A 1,523-nucleotide genomic window follows, 5' to 3' on the forward strand; every position below is an offset into this window, starting at 1 on the left:
TAGCTGGCCCGGTAGATGAGGGGCTGGGTGTCCGCGTCGGCGTGACCGGCTGGGGCGAAGTCGGTGTCGGTGTCGATGTCGGTCGAGGGGGATGCCGAGCCTGGGGGGTGTCGTCGTGATGCGGCGAGTGCCGCGATGGCGGTGGTGAGGGGCACCGAGGCGACGAGGCCGATGGTGCCGGCCGCGGTCCGCACGATTTCGGCGCCGACGAGGTCGGTGCTGGCCAGGTCGGCGCTGCTGCGGTCGGCGAGGGTGAACAGGAGCAGGGTCGGGAGCGCGGCGCCGGCGTAGGCGAGGACGAGGGTGTAGACGCTGGAGGCGATGTGGTCGCGTCCGACGCGCATCCCGGAGCGGTACAGGTGCCGCAACGAGGCCTGCGGGGCCGCGTCGGAGACCTCCCAGACCGCAGCAGCCTGGGTGATCGTCATGTCGTTGATCAGGCCGAGTGAGCCGATGATGACACTGGCGAGGACAAGACCGGGAAGGCTCAGCTGCCCGGCGAACCCCTTGAGCATCACGTCCTCGTCAGAACCGAGTCCGGTGATGCGCGCGAGGTCGATCGCCAAGGCGCCGAAGGCGCCGGCGAGGGCCATGCTGGCGAGGGTGCCCAGCAGCGCGGCGGTCGTGCGGGCGGAGACGCCGTGGGCGAGGTAGAGCAGGACGACGACCAGGGCGGTGCCTGTGATCAGGGCGACCGCGACGGGGGAATGTCCGTCGAGCAGGGACGGTAACGTGAACTTGACGATCACGAGGTAGCTGAGGGCCAGGCCGGCGAGCGCGGCCAGTCCGCGCCAACGGGCAACCGCGACGACCACCGCGGCGGTGAGGAACCCGATCCAGCCGATCGGAGTGGAGCGTTGGAAGTCCGCGACGTAGTAGGTCGCCTGGCCCGCGATGTCGGTGGTCGGGGCGAGACGGACCTTGTCCCCGGCTTTCAGGATCGGGCCGGTGGGGTCGACCAGAGTGTCGAGATGGAGCCGGCTGTCGGATTCCGACGCATCGTCCAGGACGACGTCGATCTGGTCGCAGGTCGCAGGAGGTGCCCCTGCGCCGGTCAGGTCAGGGCAGGGACCCCGGCCAGCGCGTTCGATGGTGGCGTTGACGAGCTGGCTGGCGCCGCCCACCAGGCCGCGCAGATCCTCGGGGGTTTCCCGGGTGCCACCGGACGGCCAGAGCAGGACGACACCGACCACGGTGAAGATCAGAAACAGCGCCACCGCCACCGCCATGACAGTCGTGGCCGGCCGCGACGTCTCGCCGGTCCCCGCTCCTCCACTGTGGTGATGTCCATGCCCCATGGCTCCCGAGTGTGGCCGTTGGGCATGGTGCTACCTGCGGCCAGGTGGCGCCCGCCTCGTGGCATTCGCCGAGGACCGGCTACTGCTCACCAACCGCCGGGGGCAGACCTGGTACTTCCTGCCGGGCGGGAACGTCGAGCCGGACGAGACCGTGGACACGGCACTTCGCCGGGAGACCGCCCTACGAGGAGACCGGTCTCCGGGTCCGGAACGTCGAGTTCCTAG

General features: G+C 70.3%; 2 protein-coding genes. One reads left to right on the forward strand and one right to left on the reverse strand.

Annotation, left to right across the window (positions count from 1 at the left end):
- A partial coding sequence (locus tag E0504_RS50060; RefSeq protein ID WP_235015015.1) for a YibE/F family protein occupies nucleotides 1-1,217 on the reverse strand: 1,217 nt, incomplete at its 3' end.
- A gap of 79 nt (nucleotides 1,218-1,296) precedes the next feature.
- Between E0504_RS50060 and E0504_RS50065 the strand changes: the two genes are divergently transcribed.
- Nucleotides 1,297-1,523: NUDIX domain-containing protein (locus E0504_RS50065; protein WP_131628167.1), on the forward strand; the 227-nt coding region annotated here is incomplete at its 3' end.

Source organism: Parafrankia sp. BMG5.11 (assembly GCF_004337455.1).